The sequence below is a fragment of the Planctomycetaceae bacterium genome (assembly GCA_041398825.1).
Lineage (GTDB): Bacteria > Planctomycetota > Planctomycetia > Planctomycetales > Planctomycetaceae > F1-80-MAGs062.
Window position 1 is genome coordinate 86,467 of record JAWKTX010000013.1, and the last position, 15,567, is coordinate 102,033.

Consider the following 15,567-nt stretch of genomic DNA (forward strand, 5'->3'; position numbering starts at 1 on the left):
CTGCGTCATTGGTGTGCAGGGTGCTGAACACCATGTGACCGGTCAGAGAAGCCTGAATTGCATTTTCGGCTGTTTCAAAGTCACGAATTTCCCCGACCAGCACGACATCCGGATCGTGCCGCAGAATACTTCTCAGACTTGCAGCAAACGTCAGCCTGACCTTGTGATTCACCTGAATCTGGTTGATGCCTTCGAGCTGATACTCAATTGGATCCTCGGTGGTGATGATCTTGTTTCGTTCCGAACGAATTTCCGCCACGCGCTGTACAGTGTCGTTGTCTTGCCCGAACCTGTGGGGCCGGTGACCAGCACAATGCCGTGCGGCATGCGGATCAGTCGCTGAAACTGTTCATTTACGTCGTCTTCCATGCCGATGCCGGCCAGAGAAAACGACAGTGCGTCTTTGTCCAGAACGCGCATTACGACGCTTTCGCCGTGCAGCATCGGAATGATCGAAACGCGAATATCAACTTCGCGCCCCGACACGCGAATCTTGATTCGACCGTCCTGTGGAATGCGTTTCTCCGCGATATTCAGGTGAGCCATAATCTTCAGGCGACTGATGATGGCGGCCTGAAAACGATTCAGTTCCTGGGGAACGGGCTGAGTCTGCAGGACTCCGTCAATCCGATAGCGGATCTTGATTCCGGATTCCTGAACCTCCATGTGAATGTCACTGGTGCGCGACTTCACTGCTTCGACCAGAATGTCATTTACCAGTCGCACCACCGACGCCTGCTGAGCCATCGCGGCTGCTTCAGATTCGTCGAACTCCAGCTCACCGATCACTTCCAGTCCATCGGCCGGTTCTTCCACCTGAGCCATCAGCCCATCCAGAGTTTCCGCGCCGACCCCAAGATGGGATTTGATCAGCGTGGCCACCTCGTGGGGAAGTGCGAGCACCGGATTGACGTACAGGCCAGTGGCCGCCGCGACAGCGTCCGGCCCCTGCACATCAAACGGATTTGAAATCACCAGAGTCACTTCGTCGTCGGTGCGTTCGATCGGGAATACACTGTGACGGTGAATCAGCCGCAGCGGAAAACCCTTCAAGAGCGACATATCGACCGACTGTTCGGCGAGGTCAACCAGCTTCAGATTCAACGACTGACCGATTGCCTGCAAGGCCTCCAGGTCATTCGCCAATCCCAGATCATCCGCAAGGCGCACCAGGCCGCGCGCAGGATCGGAGAAAGCCTGTCTGGCAAGCTTTAACTCAGTCCGCGACAAACGGCGCGCAGAATTGTCTCGGGAGGTGGCACCCGTGAGTGCAGTGGACATGAACAACTCCTGCCGGCGCAGGTGTAGAGGAGGGAGGAACAGGCGGGACTGGCGACTCTCCATAACTCACCAGCTGGCAAACAGGTTATATTCAAGCCGACCTGATCACAACCGTTATCTCAGGATCACAACTGTTCTCTCATCTGGTACAGGAAATTCGGACTGCGATTCCGGCTTTCGGTCCAGACAAGTTCCCCCCGTCCCTGCGGGTTAAGCCAAAGATTCGGGTTATTCCGGCCTCAGACGTCCATTCAGTGACTGAATTGACAGCTTCCCGGGAAAATACGGGCGGATGCGATTGGATCTGCAGGATTGCGTTTCACTTTCGCGAATCATGTGGCGTTTCGCTTGTTTCCGACTGTCGAAAACACTCCAATCTGGGCCGGATTTTTGTGCGAACCCCGCTGAAGGTGTGGAGTTGCGCAGTTTGAGGACAGTGGTTTGCTTCTCCGCTTAGAAAAGAACAGGACTTTTTGACGATGGCCGCCAAGGTTTACTACGACGACGATGCCGATTTGAGTCTTCTGAAAGACAAGACGATTGCGATTATCGGCTACGGCAGCCAGGGACACGCACAGGCTCAGAATCTTCGCGACAGCGGTTGCAATGTCATCATTGGACAGCGCCCGGGTGGCCCGAACTACGATCTTGCAATCAGTCATGGCTTCAAGCCGATGTCCGCTGCTGATGCTGCGGCACAGGGTGACCTGGTGAATATCCTTCTTCCGGATGAGCTCCAGGGGGATGTCTACCGAAACGATATCCGGCCGAATCTGAAGTCCGGCAACCTGCTGATGTGTTCCCATGGATTCAATATCCACTTCGGGCAAGTTGTCCCGCCAGCTGGTGTAGACGCTGCACTGGTTGCTCCAAAAGGTCCCGGGCACCTCGTGCGAAGTGAATACGAAGCCGGTGGTGGAGTTCCTAGCCTGATCGCCCTCAGCGAAGGTGCATCAGAGACGTCGCGGCAGCTCGCACTCGCGTATGCCAAGGGGATCGGTGGAACCAGAGGCGGCGTGATTGAGACGTCTTTTGCTGAAGAGACCGAAACCGATCTCTTTGGAGAGCAGGTTGTTCTGTGTGGCGGCGTCAGCGCGCTGGTGAAAGCCGGTTTCGAAACGCTCGTTGAAGCTGGCTATCAGCCGGAAATGGCCTACTTTGAATGTATGCATGAACTCAAGCTGATTGTGGACCTGTTTTACCAGGGCGGCCTGAACTACATGCGGTACAGCGTTTCGAACACGGCGGAATATGGTGACTATTCAACCGGGCCCCGAATCGTAACAGAGGAAACAAAGGCGGAAATGAAACGCGTTCTGACCGAAATTCAGAACGGCACTTTCGCCCGCAACTGGTTGCTGGAAAATAAAGCGGGGCAACCGTCGTTCCACGCCACACGTCGACGTGAACGCACCCACGAAATCGAAGTCGTTGGCAAGCAACTGCGACGTATGATGAGCTGGATTAAGGCGAAAGAAGTCTGATCACAAGGCCGTTGGAGAACCTATTCCTGATCGGCAGCGCCGTACAAGAACGGAATGTCCTGCTCGGGAGATGTCCAACGGATTCGCGATTATTGAGCCCGGCATCTGCACAGATGCCGGGCTTTTGTTTTTCATTGGCTGATGATTTCCATAAAGGCATTTACAGAAGACTCAGAACCTTCGGCGAACGCTGATGTCCTGTTCGAGTTCAAACAGCTCAACCGGATTCATCTTGAATTGCAGCATCCTCGCCGTGGGCCTCCCGTTGTCACCCCCTTTGCGCTGCATGGTGATTCGCCCGATACGAAGGCTGCCATATCGAGTCAACGAAACCTCTCCATCGCCATAGAATGCAGTGGCTTCCTGGGTCGATCGAATCGTCCATCTCCGTTGTACAGACAAGTTGCTCTCCGGGTCTTCACCAGCTCCCTCTGACACTCCAGCCTCGACGGCTTTACCCTTCAGTGTCACCATGATCCAGTCGGCGGCCTGTTCACCGTTTCCGGCCAGAAGATCGCTGACAATGGTTTCACGATTCTGCCGGAAGAATTCGATCACAGCTTTTTGATCTTCATCCGGCAACTCATTCAGGAACATCCGGCGTTCATCTCTCCCTGACTTCAGCGGTGGCTTTTCTCCAACGAAGAGTTTCAATGCTTCATGGACATTCCCGGGCATGTTCCACATTTCTGCGTATGTTTTCAGCCAGCGTTTGTCGATTTGATTGAACCCGTTCCTGTTACTGACGAGCTTGACGGAGATGCGCTCAAACGACGTTCCTGTCTTCGTCGTGATACGAACTTCAACATCCGCCTTTTGTCCGTGGGGCTTTGTTGCCTGCACTCCGAGAATGTCGTCTCGTCCGTATCCCATTGCGCGAAGCCACTCCTGAGCTTCTGAATGATTCTTCCAGTCATTGAACGCATCCCGGATTTCATCTTCGTTCCGGAACCCTGCCCTGGCTGTGGCTGATCCCAGAGCAATCTCCTCTTCTCTCAATCGTTCCTGCCCGCCGGTTGCCGCATGAGTTTCATGTTCTGCCCGGCATGCTGGATTCGGCAGGATGCTGAGGGAGCAGACGCTGAACAGGAAGAGTTTGACACACATTTGCATAGGTGCCTCGCAGTGCGATGACAGTCTTGTGGGGATGATGTCAGCAATATTCCGAAGCGAAGGTGGTACGTGTTCGTGGGCGAACTCTTCTTGAGTTCACTCGTATTCGGAGCAGCGGAAATAAATGCCGCGACTAGATCATGGTCGGTCAGAATCCTTCACTGAGGAGTGACTCCGTCATTGTGCCGGGATTTTGTTGCCGGTCAATCAGTTCGCGTACTGGAGTGTTCTCATGCAGTCAGAGAACGCAGATCAACCAGCCGTGAAAATTCAGTCATTTGATGGATTACGCATGCATTCAAATGAAACCAGCGTTTTGCAGAATCCAGAATGACGCTGTCCGTTGAGATTACAATTCCATCCACCCGAGAGAGTTCATCGTCGGGATTCGGGTGCAGTTCTGTGTGCCAGTTCCAGGAGTTGCGCACAGCCTGTTCGTCCAGTATTTGTTTCAGGCGTCCGCTGTTGGAAACGGGTTTGTCGAGCAACCAGGTTGCTTGTTCCACTTTCAGATCTGACAAGACGCGGCCTGTCAGGTTTACGGCCTCCAGCGTCTCCTGAACTCGTTTGTAAGTTCCATGAACACTGGCAAGATCCCGGTAGCAGCCATCCTGACCGACGAACACATACGCATCGCTCAACGCGCTTTCGATTGTGATCAGCAAATTGAATCCATCGATGAATACCTGCTGGCCCTGAAGGTCGTGATTATCAACCTGATTCGTCTGTCGATTCGTCCGCTGACTGTCGGAACAGGCAGATCGCATGAGCAACATTCGCTGGCGTTCAGAAAGCTGGAACTTGTCGCCGACCAGTTTTAGCGACGAAGCAGTGGCGTAGTGGCGACTCAGCAACCAGCAGTATTCGGAAAGAGCTTCCCGCAGCTTCGGAATCTGCTGATCAGAAAAAAACGATGCATCTTCCGGATGCGTGCCGCGATGTCGTCGCTCATGAGCCATGGAATCAGTTTTCCTGTCCGGATTGGGGGATCTGCGAAATCATTCGACTTCAGGATCGCTACCTCGAAGTTCGGTAAGCACTGCGAATAAGGCGTATCAACGCATCAGTTTCCGATTCCGGACAGGGTTGGAAAGGGGCAATGTCCTGAATTGGACAATGGATTGTCGAATGATGTTGTGGCATGCTTCACCACGGGTGTGGTTGATAGTCTTTGAGAAAACAGCCGCAGTACGGCTCGTCCGGTTCGCTGTATCCCTGAACAATCGGAGCATAAATTCTGGCGGCCCCGTCGATGACGTCGAGCGGCGGGTAAAAGCCATGCTTGTCCCGCACTTGGTCTGCGAGAGGCGTTGGCTTTTCATCGGTGATCCATCCTGTGTCGACACTGTTCATGTAGATAGAAGACTCTGCAAAGTCTGCAGCTGAAGTCCGTGTCAGCATATTCAAGGCGGCTTTCGCCATGTTGGTATGAGGGTGAAAGACAGTCTTGTTCAGCCGACCGAACTGGCCCTCCATGGCCGAGACATTGACAATAAATCGTCGCTGGCTGGGCGAGCGACGAAGTAGAGTTTTGAGTCGTCTGGTCAGAATAAACGGTGCGGCTGCATTGACCAGGTAAACCTCCAGCATTTCGATGGTTGAGATGTCTTCAATCTTATTGCGCCAACTATTCATGGGACGCAGGTCGACTTGTTGTTCATGCACATCAAGCAAGCCCGTTGGGAAATATTGTTCTATGGCAGCGATGTGACCTTTATACTCGGGGTGTGATTCCAGCAGAGCGAAGGGGTTGTGATGAGAGTGGATCAGTGTTGTTGCCTCGGAATCGCAATGTGTTGACAGAAGATGTTGGTAGTAGGCCAATGGCCGTTTGACTGTCTGTGCCGCGTTGTGAATCAAAATGTCCAAATGTGACTGCGAAGAAATCATTGCATCAGCAAATGTTTCTACAGAGGTGAGATTGCGTAAGTCCAGTTGGTGAATCTCAAGGCGATTCCGCCAATCCTCGAAGTCGGGTTCCTGTTGAAATCTTCTTGCTGCGTCAACCGGGAAACGGGTTGTCGTGACAACTGCGGCATCGTCACGTAGTAACTTCAGAACAGTCTGGTAACCAATCTTTATGCGGCCACCGGTGACTAAAGCAATTCGACCATTCAGGTTCACCCGTTCATTTCGTTTCTGCCAGTTCAACTCGGCACAACCGGGGCACAATCGATGGTAGAAATGGTGAAGCTGCGTGTATGGGGTCTTGCAGATATAGCACGAATGCGGCCGGATTCGCTTCGCTGGCTCTGGAGACGGAAGACCTGAATCCGCCAGCTCCTTGAAAGGCGAATGAGGTATCAGCTGCCGCACGATGGTGGTTGATTCAATCGCCCTGCGGTCAGCTGCGGCGATTTGCCTCTGTCGTTGCTGCTTTTTTTGCTTTTTTGCGGTGCGATGTATTTTCGTGATCAGACTCTTGAAGCGGTCCTGATCGTCTACCAGTTCGGGAGCCTCGGAGATTGTCTGCAGTACATCCAGGCAGGTTAGAAATGCTTGTTCGGTGAAAGGCAATTCCGATGGAGTCGGAAGGGATTGAACCTCCGCCTCCGTTAGTTGGGACCGATCTGCTTCCACGATACCACGACTCCGCTCTGACATTCGCTGCGAGCACTTGCAGGCTGCGGGTGATTCAGCCCGGTCAGGTCTTCGCCGGGAGGGCACCCTTGCATTCCGTCAAACAGTGCAGATTTCCGGTACTTCATTTCAGCCAAACAGTATATAGACATGGCAACGCAAAGACCTGAAAATGCATCGAAGAAGATTCGAACTTCTATCTCGCGACAAGCAGTCGCGCGCCCTTCCAGTTGGACCATCGATGCATCGGATAGTGTGATAGTGTAGCGAACCCGTTGTGGGGAACTATTCAGCGACACGGATGCTGACGAATTGGTTCGCTGTCAGGCTTTCGCAGTTCCTGCCAGATGGTATTTCTCGCGTACAGCAAGTGATGAAATCACCTGACGATCGCTCTGAGTTCTCTTCCAATCCGTTGTGGCGACAATTTGCAGGTTGTGTTCAGGAGAACTTTGATCAATTCTCCCTCGCATTACGGAGCTGAAACGGCCGTGTCATCGCTGTTCAGCGCGAGACAGATCAATCGATCCCCCTGACGCAGCAAGAGAGAATCTCTGACAACCACGGCGGCATAAAGTACCGGGGCTTTGCTGCCCGGAGGCCCGCTATTTGTTGGTGAGCCAGCGGCAGGGACAGGATCCTTCTTGTCTTTCGCAGCGACGGGAATGGGGTCCAGCGTCGTCACAGTGAGGTCTGATTTCAGGCCGTTGACGACGTCGATCTTTCCATCACGAGCCGGAACCAACACGCTACCGTTGCAAAGTCCGATTGCGGTTGCCCATGAACTTCCGGACAAACGTTTCGCAAACAATTCATCTCCGGCAGCGGCTTCCAGTCCGTAAAGCACGCCTTCGCGATTCACAAACAAGGCGACTCCTTCATGTACAATCGGCGATGCAAAACTGCTGGTCGCTCTCCTGGCTCGCCAGACATAATCGGCTTTCCAAATACCATCAGCGGTGCGCGAAATCTGCACCATTCCATTTGATTCCGCAGCTCGACCGCTACCGCTTTCACCTCGCCCCACCGTCGCGCCAATCAGGAATTTTCCGTCACCCAGTGGCATGGGAGTTGGCGTGGAATTTCCGGTCAGTTCTTCCAGCTTCCACAGTTGGCTGCCGTCAGTCGGATCAAGACCCATCAGGGAACCACTGGCACTCAAGACCAAATGTTGACCGCCGTCAACCGGGACCAGACGCGGACTTGCCCAGCTTGTGGCACCGACTCCGGGGACTTTCCACCTGGTCTCACCGCTGGATTTTTTCAGGCAGACGACATACGGCTCTTCAGAACGTTCCATCCAGATAAAGACGTGGTCGGCTGATTGTTCCACCGATGCTGCTAATCCATGGCGAGCGACAATGGCGCCATAGTCGACCACCAGATTGCGTTCCCATCGGATCTTGCCATCGTGAGTTAACGCGACCAGATTACCACCTTCGAACAGACAGATGACTCCTGCGTCATCGGCCGCCGGACTTGGGGCTGCTCTGCTGACGTATTCGTTGTTTTCGTGAGGCGTAGCGTTGGAAATCGCATGCCGCCAGAGTTGCTTTCCATCTGTTAACGAATAGGCAGCGACATGGCAGGTGTCTTTGTTGCCGCCTTCAATGCTGGTCACGTAAATGTGGCTGTGCCAGACGACTGGAGTCGACTGGCCATAACCAGCGAGTTCCACAGTCCAGCGTGGTTTTGTGCCGGCCGTCGGAGCCGTTGTGTCCAGCGAAACCTGCCCGCCGTTTTGGAACGAAGCCCACGAATCGTGCGCCAAGGCGGGCCTTGCGAACACCTCGAGCGAAAGCAAAACGCCGAGTCCCAGTGTGATGAGTCTTTTCATAACAGGTTTTCGTTGAAAGATACTGCACGTCACGAAAGTAAAACGAGATCGATTAACCTGACGCCGCAGGTGAGGCCTGTCCAGCCTGACTTATTCTGCCCGCGGCCTGAATTGAGTCGGAGTAAACAGAATCACTCATTTGGCACCGAGTAAAGTATAAACTGCGCCTACGGCATCAGGTTAAACATCAAAAACGGACCAGCACCCTGTTGAAAAATGGGACCGGCTCGACAGGAGACCTCAAAACGCGACGGTTTTCAGCCGTCCTGCGTGCCTGTCCCGGTTTTTCAACGGACAGATAGGTTAGGGCGTTGAGCCCCGCCGTGGTGTTATGACTGAGGTTGAGTGCTGATGACTTCCACTTCTTCGTATTTGCCGACGCTCATATTGGAACCGCCGATAACAATCAGGTGCTGATCATCCAGTGGAAGCAGACGGTGGAAGAAACGACCCGTGGGAGTCTTCGCGATCACATCCCATTTCGTCCCGTCTTCGCTGAGCCTCTGCAACGTCCCCTGCACTGTCGTCACGTATAAGTATCCGCCAGTGGCGAAGGCGGATGCTCCGAAACCGGTCATCATGCCGCCCGACATGTTGCGACGCCGGCCGGAAGTGTTGTCTGATTCTTCGCCGGAGGATTCACTTTCGGGATGGGCTTCTTCCTGTACAACGAGAGCCGGCCCTTCGCTCCACGTATCGGAAGCAGGATCATAGATGGCTGACTTTGTCGTCGGCCCCCCTTCGCGCTGCATGCCACCTATGGCGTACAGCCGACCATTATGAGCGGCTGTTGCGAGAGCTCGACGCTGAAATGGCGGCGATGCAATGGGTTGCCAGTGAAGAGGCTGCTGAGTCAGATTCATCTTCCAGGCAGTTGTATGCCAGACGGAATTGCCTTCGCCTTTCATTGCCCAGCCGCCGACCACGTAGATGCTGTCACCGACAACGGCTGCGTCATGAGATGATCTGCGTTCCGGCAGAGCCGGAAGTTCGTGCCACTGGCCGTCGACGGGATCAAAGCAGGACACGTCACTTTGGGACCAAAGGTCATGCTCTTCGCCTTCCTCGTTCATTGCTGAAAAGCCACCGACGCGATACAGCCGGTTATCATGGGCCACCAGAGCCAGTCCCTGAAGTCCGGGACCTTCGGCAAGTGATTCCCATTCGCCCGATTTCAGGCTCAGCTTCATCAGCCGGTTACCCTGCTCCCCGCTGGAATAGGAATGTGCACCTCCGGTGTGCCCACCGTATGTGTAAACCGCGTCGTTCAGGGTGGCTGCTCCAAAGCTTGTCACGGGCTGAGGCAGGTCCTGAAGACGTACTGCCTGAATCGGCTGATTAGTCGTGGGAACGTGCAGAGACACCGTCGAATAGTGGCGCGTTTCCGGATAAGCCTTGCCGTTCAGTTCCCCGGCAACACTTTCCACAAATTTGGCTCGCAGCGAATACACTCCGGCATCCGCAACATCAAACATCGCCCGTCCCTGATCGTTAGTCGTCGCGTTGACATCTTCCGCTCCTGGTCGAGCCACCGTCAGTTCTGCATTGGCCACGGGCTTTTCGCGAAAGGTGACTGTTACCGCAATCTGCGAACCCTGCAGTTCAGGAACCACGTCCAGGACCAGGTTGTCACTCGTGACACAGGACTTCCATTCGGCGGCACCGGCTTTGGGCCCCGTCTTGGCGTAGTAAAGCAGGCGGAACTTTGCGTCGCCGCGATCCATCACACCCAGATCATGAGACGCGATATACACGCCGCCTTCGATGCATGAGGCGAAGATTTGTTCGTCGGTCTTTGTCAGTGGGACGGCTTCGGCGGCCGCCGTTCCGACAATTCGGTGAACGACCACCCCGCTCACTCGGGAAAGATATTCGGCATTGTCGTCGTGAGCGTCTTCGCCAAAGTACACGCAGACTCGCGGCTGGCCGTCAACCTGAGTCGGTACCAGCCACACAAAATGAGCGTTCGCGGTCAGGGGCATCGCAACGAGTGCAATTGCGGCTCGCATGCACCATGTCTTCAGACAGTTGATCATTGGGGTCTCCTGAGTTTTCGATGAATCGAGTTTGTGTTGTTTGTACATGTGAAAGCTCCGTGTTGAATCCGTTACCGACGGGCCACGGCTGTTCTGTGTCCAGTGTGTGAATCGGTCTTGCCTGTCGGCCATGGGCGAGACGGTCTGTCTCGGAATCGTTGTCCGACGGTTCGGTCACCTCCGTCGGGGCAGTTTCAGGTCGAACGCCAGCTCATTCTTTGTTCCTTCAGTAATGCTGGCCTTCAACTGACTGATTGTGTTGTAAATGGGGGGCACTACAACGACGTTCAACCGATGAGGATTCTTTGCCAGACTGTCAACCATCTGCTCATCATCAAAAGCCGGACCGCATGTCGACTGAATTTCGACTCGATGCTGTCCCACAACCGGACCGTGTTCAGGCGCGGCTTCGAATCGCCCGTCGACAACTGAAACGGTCACTCGCGGTCCCGACGTACCTTCGGTGGGAACAAACACCACGGTCCCCTCTTCCAGTGGCGCTCCGTCGACTGTTACCGTCCCGGCGACCGCCGCGCGAACAGGGCCTGCAACTTTGTCGCTGCAGCCTGTGAAAAGACTGATGCAGAGAATCATCGCAGTTGAATAAAAGACGTGTCGTTTGCTTCTTATCAGGTCAGAATTCACCGACCACCTCGCCTCCGTTTCGAGTTGCCAAAGCGTCCAGTACTGTCGCGTCGATGTTGTCCGAAATAAAGCGACATGAGCCATCCGTCAGCCCAAATTGTACTCCGCCAACGTGGTCGCTGCGGAAGGCTTTGGTCCAGTTAGCGTCCCAAATGCCATCGTCGGCGATGTCGTGGATTGAATCCATACTGAGTTGTACAGGCCGTTGAACCGGGATAGGGCACGGACCAGTAAGTGAACGAAAACCGCGACTGTCCAGCACAAAGACTATCACTGGCGCCGAACTTGTAGTCCGGCAGATTATAGGATGTTTCGCCGATCATCAGTGTTGACGTGGTTCCATCGGTAAAGTCACGAAACCTGGTCTTGCCGCCGGCGGAGTCTGAATACACGATCGCCCCGTTCAGATTCGGCCGCGCGGAACCTGGAATGTAGGGCCAATACACGTTGTAGTCCGCGGTGCCCATGTTAACCGCGTAATGTCCAGGGGCTCGGCCCGCGTCGCTGGTGCAACCGGGAACCTGTCGCCTCATGGGAGAAGACGGACACAGATAAAACGGCAATACCTGAGACGTCACTCGGACATTGTGAGGATGACTGTTGGTGAGACTGAAGTCGTACAGGTTGTAAGCGTTGGCTCCGTCGATCATCGGCAGGATCGCAGTGAACGTGCTGCCGCCGCTGAGCGTGCTGTTGGCATTGGCATTTGGAAAGCAACGGTAGACGTCGTGATAGTTGTGCAGAGCCAGGCTGATTTGCTTGAGATTGTTTTTGCACTGCGTTCGTCGCGCCGCTTCGCGAACCTGCTGCACGGCTGGCAGCAATAGGGAAATGAGAATGGCGATGACTGCAATCACCACCAGAAGTTCAATCAGGGTAAAGCCCGGCATTCGGGAATAGGACCTGATTGGCGTAACAAGATGACCAGGGAGGGCAGCCTCTGAGTTGGGCTCAGGCGTCAATGTGCGCAATTGCATCGCATACTTCCTTCGGTAGACAGACGCATTGAAAAGGTCACCGTCACCCCATGTGACAGTGGACAATTTCCGAGCGTGGCTGGCTATTGCGTGGAAGCAACGTGGGTAGAGATCCCCACAAACTCGCTTGCTGCGGCCTCGGACTGTATCTTCAGAGTTGACACTGAGATTCAGTCTCAGTAGATTAGTTTGGCATGGAGCAGTGTTCAAGGCAGGACCTGCTGTTTTGCCATTCCTTTTCAATCTTTGGCTCATGCCTGAGCTCGAGCAGCAAGCACCCCGCGCCGATGCAAGACGACTCCAGACAGCAAAGAACGCCGAAAACCGACGAACGCAGCATCCCGTTGCCTGTGACATTTTCGCAGCTTGCCGGTGGAAGAACGGAGTGCGCCATCGAACACGAAGGTCAGCTCTACCGCTTGCGAGTCACAAAAAACGGCAAACTCATTCTGAACAAATAAGTGAATGAGATCAGCGGTACGGTCGTGATGTCAGACGTTGCGCACTGATCGCAGTCGATGGCAGTCCGTACCGAGAATGGGAGCGATTGCTCGTGATAACGATCGCTCGTGATAATGCCGTTCCCAGTTCGAATGATTCTGCCGCTTGCGTCTCGTCAGGTTGTTCGCGACATTCCGTTTAACACGCTACTTTCTGTTGGGATTTGCGCGGCTGTCGAGCGATGAGCAAATTGACGGATATCCTGAGAATGTTCAGCGAAGCCACCTTTAACGTGGAACTGCCGAACGGGATCCGGTCAGCTGAAAACGCTGGTTGCCTTTCGCCTTCCTGAATGAATTGAACGCGGTCCTGGTACGGAGTTCGGCACGGAGAAATTCTGAAACCAACAATCGTTGATTACAGGTGAAGTCGCAAGCGATGATCTGGGGACATCCAACTATCTTGTTTGGCATCTGGGGAGTGCCGCTGATTGTGGCGCTGCTGATTTATGCTCAGAAAAGGCGAATCCTGACGGCAGAGCGTTTCGCAGATTCGGCGATGATTCATCGGCTGATTCCATTCATGGGGATGAAGCGAGTCTGGCTGAAGGCTGTTTTGCTGATGACGGCCTTCACCCTGCTGATCGTTGCCTGTGCCAGACCAAGGTATGGCGAATACTTCGAAGAAGTCTCTGTGCGCGGCGTTGACCTGATTGTGTTACTGGATGTAAGCCGATCGATGCTGGCTGAGGACGTCGCTCCCAATCGACTCGAACGTGCTAAGGCAGACATCGTTGACCTTCTCGAAAAACTGAAGGGTGACCGTGTCGGGCTGATCGCGTTCGCGGGGGCACCAGTGGAACTGGTGCCTTTGACAACGGACCATGGTTTCTTCAAGCTGATTTTGAGTGACGTTGACCCCGATAGTGCTCCGCGAGGAGGCAGCCTGATTGGAGATGCGATTCGTAAGGCCATCGAATCCCTGGACACGGTCCCCAATCGCCAGCAGGTTCTTGTGTTGATCACGGATGGGGAAGATCAGGATTCTTTTCCAGAGCAGGCTGCCGAACAGGCAGCTGAAAAGGACATCAAAATCATCACCGTCGGACTGGGCGATAATGGAGAAGGTGCTCGAATTCCACAGCGTGACCAGAACGGGCAGCTGCAGTTTATCCAGCACGATGGTCAGGAAGTGTGGTCCCGGATGGATGAACAACTCCTTCGCAACATTGCACTCAAGACTGCCGGTGCCTATGTGCCAGCGCGAACGACCAGCTACGACCTGGGAAGGATTTATGAAGATCACCTGGCCAAACTGGCACAAGGAGATCTGCAGTCAGAACAACAACGGCGTTTCCGTGAACAGTATCAGTGGTTTGCTGGCGCCGCGCTGATTTGTCTTCTGCTGGAACTGACTATCCCGCGCGCCGGTTCTGTTCAGTCGGTGGGTTCGCTGGCCAACTGATGGCCGTCAAAAGCCTGCTCAGCCTTCCATGGTGTTCTGAGGTATGCCAGCGGCCGGGACGCTGCAGGACGGAGCCACAGCAACTGGTTTCGCGTGCAGTTACTGCGTCTCCGAAGTAGCCCGAAAGGCAGCGCATCCGCCGGGGCCCTGCCAGTGACGAACGTCACCGGATCAGGTGGCCTGACTACGGGTTCCTGGCGAGCAAAAAACTAAGGCGCCGCCACTTCACCGGTTTGAGGATTGCGGCCGTGCTTTTGCATGATGGCGGACCAGGCGTCCTGTTCCACCGTCTGGGCTTCGTCCACAATAAGTCGCGGAATATCATCCACGATGGCATACCGAAGTCTGGTTTCTGCGCAGGTACTGATCAGGGTATCGCCCTCCATCACCAGCTCAGACCGTGATTTCGGGCAAACGAGGATACTGCGGATCTTTTCGAATTCGAAGGCCATCAGTTGTGACTCAACTTCGTGGATGCTGTTTGAAAACTGGCGACATACCGGGCTTTTTCAAAAGCCACGTAATGCCTGAATGTCCCGAAAGTTTCGCAGGCTGTAATCGATGCCCGCGTAGTCCAGAGCGGAGCAAAGGACTCGCACGGCAACCCCCATACCGTCCGGTCCGCTGAATCCACCGAACTGGCCGCCACCTTTCAGGTGGGGTTCGGTTTCCAGGTAAAATCCGGGGATGCCGAGTTTCTCCAGCCGCTTCTGAATCGTCGGCAGTTGTTCTCGCAAATCACGGAAGATCATTTCATGTCCAGCATCGCCTTCGTTGGCGGGCACAAAATTCTTCAGCCGTTCTTCATCGACCACGCCGGTCCACATCAGCGAAGGATCGATCCGGTAGTCTTTGACATGCATCCATCCCAGCCATGGAACCGTCACTTTGTACTCTTCATAAACCTGAACCGGGTTTTTGTTCTGAGCGGCTACGTTTCCGCCATCAAAAATAAGAACCATGTTGGGATGATCGACGCGTTTTGCGAGTTCCGCCAGCAGAGGTCCGGTTTCACCCACCAGGTTCGGTTCAATCTCCAGACCGTAAACCAGTCCTTCGATGGCACAGGCTTCCGTGATTTTTCGGATCTGATCGGCGGCCGCGTCCAGATGATCTTCAGCTTTCGTGCCTCGAGGATGATAAAACGAAAAGCCGCGTATCAATTTCGTATTCAGAGCTTTGGCTGCACGAATGGTTTTGGCCACTTCGCCCTGCATGTATTCCTCGAACGGCACAAACTTATTGTGAGAGCCATCGTCGACATCGACAAGTTTTACTTTTCCGACCCGTGCGCCGATGCTGGTGACGCTGATGCCGTATTCGCTGTGATACTGTTTGAGCCGTTCAAGTTTTTCAGGACTCAGATCAACGACATGCTCGATTTGCCCGTCGCCCATGACATCAATGAATCGTGGGCTGTAGTTTCGCAGGCCAATTGCTGCCAGAGCTGTCATTTGCTCCAGAGCTGTTCGGTAATTGGCGGCTTCATCTGCAAATGCGCTGATGATGACAGATGGCTTACTGGCCATGGGCTGTAATCTCTCCATCGGATTGTAAGATCGGGTTGTCAGGAATACTTGTCGAGCCGTTTCGGCTGCAGCATTGTCACGATCCGGGCCAGCCGTTACAAGCAAACCCGCGCCGATCCCCCGAGTTCAGAAAACTGTCTCCAAAACAACTGACGAATCGTTCGCTACGAAAGGGCAATC

12 protein-coding genes, 2 tRNA genes and 2 pseudogenes are annotated in these 15,567 nt (G+C 54.2%); 3 read left to right on the top strand and 13 right to left on the bottom strand.

What is annotated here, in order from left to right; genetic code table 11:
- Positions 1–52 precede the first annotated feature (52 nt).
- A pseudogene (locus R3C20_21170) lies at positions 53–259 on the bottom strand (ATPase, T2SS/T4P/T4SS family).
- Positions 169–1,281: an ATPase, T2SS/T4P/T4SS family gene (locus tag R3C20_21175; protein ID MEZ6043022.1), complete on the bottom strand. Its 1,113-nt coding sequence runs from the start codon at positions 1,279–1,281 to the stop codon at positions 169–171. The pseudogene R3C20_21170 and the gene R3C20_21175 overlap by 91 nt, the downstream one beginning before the upstream one ends.
- A 479-nt stretch (positions 1,282–1,760) precedes the next feature.
- Between R3C20_21175 and ilvC the strand changes: the two genes are divergently transcribed.
- The gene (ilvC, locus tag R3C20_21180; protein ID MEZ6043023.1) at positions 1,761–2,765 is read left to right on the top strand and encodes a ketol-acid reductoisomerase; all 1,005 of its coding nucleotides are present in this window, start codon (positions 1,761–1,763) and stop codon (positions 2,763–2,765) included.
- 171 nt (positions 2,766–2,936) lie between these two features.
- Here the strand turns inward: ilvC and R3C20_21185 are convergent, their stop codons facing one another.
- From R3C20_21185 to R3C20_21225, 9 genes and pseudogenes are all read right to left on the bottom strand, one after another.
- A complete protein-coding gene (locus R3C20_21185; GenBank protein ID MEZ6043024.1) occupies positions 2,937–3,872 on the bottom strand; it encodes a hypothetical protein in 936 nt (311 codons plus the stop codon).
- Between the two features lie 236 nt (positions 3,873–4,108).
- On the bottom strand, positions 4,109–4,837 hold the full coding sequence (locus R3C20_21190) for a DUF434 domain-containing protein (protein MEZ6043025.1): 729 nt from the start codon (positions 4,835–4,837) through the stop codon (positions 4,109–4,111).
- A 187-nt stretch (positions 4,838–5,024) separates the two neighbouring features.
- Positions 5,025–6,002 carry an SDR family oxidoreductase gene (locus R3C20_21195; protein ID MEZ6043026.1) on the bottom strand — a complete coding sequence of 326 codons (978 nt, stop codon included), beginning with the start codon at positions 6,000–6,002 and terminating at the stop codon, positions 5,025–5,027.
- Between the two features lie 399 nt (positions 6,003–6,401).
- Positions 6,402–6,472: transfer RNA gene (locus R3C20_21200), tRNA-Trp, on the bottom strand.
- 159 nt (positions 6,473–6,631) lie between these two features.
- Positions 6,632–6,703 (bottom strand) — tRNA-Ser (locus tag R3C20_21205).
- 227 nt (positions 6,704–6,930) lie between these two features.
- Positions 6,931–8,295, bottom strand: a complete 1,365-nt coding sequence (locus R3C20_21210) for a PQQ-binding-like beta-propeller repeat protein (GenBank protein MEZ6043027.1) — start codon at positions 8,293–8,295, stop codon at positions 6,931–6,933.
- Positions 8,296–8,624: 329 nt separating this feature from the next.
- The gene (locus R3C20_21215) at positions 8,625–10,331 is read right to left on the bottom strand and encodes a DUF4198 domain-containing protein (protein ID MEZ6043028.1); all 1,707 of its coding nucleotides are present in this window, start codon (positions 10,329–10,331) and stop codon (positions 8,625–8,627) included.
- A gap of 174 nt (positions 10,332–10,505) precedes the next feature.
- A complete protein-coding gene (locus tag R3C20_21220) occupies positions 10,506–11,060 on the bottom strand; it encodes a hypothetical protein (protein ID MEZ6043029.1) in 555 nt (184 codons plus the stop codon).
- Positions 10,966–11,866: pseudogene (locus tag R3C20_21225) on the bottom strand (DUF1559 domain-containing protein). The gene R3C20_21220 and the pseudogene R3C20_21225 overlap by 95 nt, the downstream one beginning before the upstream one ends.
- A 374-nt stretch (positions 11,867–12,240) precedes the next feature.
- Here R3C20_21225 and R3C20_21230 point away from each other — a divergent pair.
- Together R3C20_21230 and R3C20_21235 are read left to right on the top strand one after the other, a co-directional pair.
- Positions 12,241–12,414 carry a hemin uptake protein HemP gene (locus R3C20_21230; GenBank protein MEZ6043030.1) on the top strand — a complete coding sequence of 58 codons (174 nt, stop codon included), beginning with the start codon at positions 12,241–12,243 and terminating at the stop codon, positions 12,412–12,414.
- 403 nt (positions 12,415–12,817) lie between these two features.
- Complete coding sequence (locus R3C20_21235) at positions 12,818–13,858, top strand: VWA domain-containing protein (protein ID MEZ6043031.1); 1,041 nt, start codon at positions 12,818–12,820, stop codon at positions 13,856–13,858.
- 209 nt (positions 13,859–14,067) lie between these two features.
- On the opposite strand, the gene R3C20_21240 is transcribed toward R3C20_21235, so the two are convergent.
- Positions 14,068–14,310: a hypothetical protein gene (locus R3C20_21240; GenBank protein ID MEZ6043032.1), complete on the bottom strand. Its 243-nt coding sequence runs from the start codon at positions 14,308–14,310 to the stop codon at positions 14,068–14,070.
- 57 nt (positions 14,311–14,367) lie between these two features.
- Entirely contained in the window at positions 14,368–15,387 is a 1,020-nt protein-coding gene (locus R3C20_21245) for a TIM barrel protein (GenBank protein MEZ6043033.1), read from the bottom strand.
- Between the last annotated feature and the right edge of the window lie 180 nt (positions 15,388–15,567).

Bases quoted from the DNA above. Each gene is read 5' to 3' on its own strand.
- R3C20_21175 (MEZ6043022.1), bottom strand. From the start codon at position 1,281: ATGTCCACTGCACTCACGGGTGCCACCTCCCGAGACAATTCTGCGCGC.
- ilvC (MEZ6043023.1), top strand. From the start codon at position 1,761: ATGGCCGCCAAGGTTTACTACGACGACGATGCCGATTTGAGTCTTCTG.
- R3C20_21185 (MEZ6043024.1), bottom strand. From the start codon at position 3,872: ATGTGTGTCAAACTCTTCCTGTTCAGCGTCTGCTCCCTCAGCATCCTG.
- R3C20_21190 (MEZ6043025.1), bottom strand. From the start codon at position 4,837: ATGGCTCATGAGCGACGACATCGCGGCACGCATCCGGAAGATGCATCG.
- R3C20_21210 (MEZ6043027.1), bottom strand. From the start codon at position 8,295: ATGAAAAGACTCATCACACTGGGACTCGGCGTTTTGCTTTCGCTCGAG.
- R3C20_21215 (MEZ6043028.1), bottom strand. From the start codon at position 10,331: ATGATCAACTGTCTGAAGACATGGTGCATGCGAGCCGCAATTGCACTC.
- R3C20_21220 (MEZ6043029.1), bottom strand. From the start codon at position 11,060: ATGGCTCATGTCGCTTTATTTCGGACAACATCGACGCGACAGTACTGG.
- R3C20_21230 (MEZ6043030.1), top strand. From the start codon at position 12,241: ATGCAAGACGACTCCAGACAGCAAAGAACGCCGAAAACCGACGAACGC.
- R3C20_21240 (MEZ6043032.1), bottom strand. From the start codon at position 14,310: ATGGCCTTCGAATTCGAAAAGATCCGCAGTATCCTCGTTTGCCCGAAA.
- R3C20_21245 (MEZ6043033.1), bottom strand. From the start codon at position 15,387: ATGGCCAGTAAGCCATCTGTCATCATCAGCGCATTTGCAGATGAAGCC.